1 protein-coding gene is annotated in these 744 nt (G+C 53.5%); it reads right to left on the bottom strand.

Annotated features, from left to right (window positions below; genetic code table 11):
• Positions 1-744 (bottom strand): Ig-like domain-containing protein (locus tag C5S62_RS06350; protein WP_190311560.1); only part of this gene is annotated, 744 nt, incomplete at both ends.

A 744-nucleotide genomic window follows, 5' to 3' on the forward strand; every position in this document is an offset into this window, starting at 1 on the left:
CCCAAAGCCAGGTTGGAGGCCGATGCATCTGCTATCACGCCGCCGTTGCCGTAAGAGCCGAGGATGGTACCTTTCACCCATACCTGCTCCTTCACCTTGCCGTTGTAGAAGCCGAGGTCGGTGGCGATGTAGGGATTTTCCAGCGTGCCTTCACCCTTGATGTTATAGAGCGTATAGCTGGCCTGACTTTCGAGGTACGTGTCGGTTTCGGCCGTATGGAGAGTGATGGTGGCAAAGCCGTAACCGGTAAAGGTAACGTTGCCATCGGCATCGACCGTAGCCACCTTTTCATTGGAAGAGGTGAAAGTTCTGGCGCCGTCGGAAAGAGTGGTGAATGTGTTAGGCACAAATGTCTTTCCGGGTTCCTGAGCGGCTACTTCAGCATTCCAGGCGGTTTCGGGATCAATGAGATTGGTGATAAGCTCTACGTCGTCGGCCGACATGACGTACATCTGCGGCGTGCCGTTGTAATAGGCCACATAACCGTTGACGTTGTATTCCTTGCCGGTTTTGAAGATAAAGTCACCCAATACATTGAAATTGTCGCGGAGTGCGAGTGCGGTGCCTTCGGCATCGACCATGTTGATGTTGCCGGAAGCCAGTGCCTCAGCGTCGAAAGCGATTTTTTCGAGACGCACGAAGAGGTTTTCGTAAGCCTTCGTTTCATTGTTCTTGAGAGTGGAGAGAGCCACGACAACGGGATTGACCTCGTTGTCCGACGAAGCCACGGTAACGGCGGAGTAG

This window comes from Prevotella sp. MGM2, from assembly GCF_002933955.1.
Lineage (GTDB): Bacteria > Bacteroidota > Bacteroidia > Bacteroidales > Bacteroidaceae > Alloprevotella.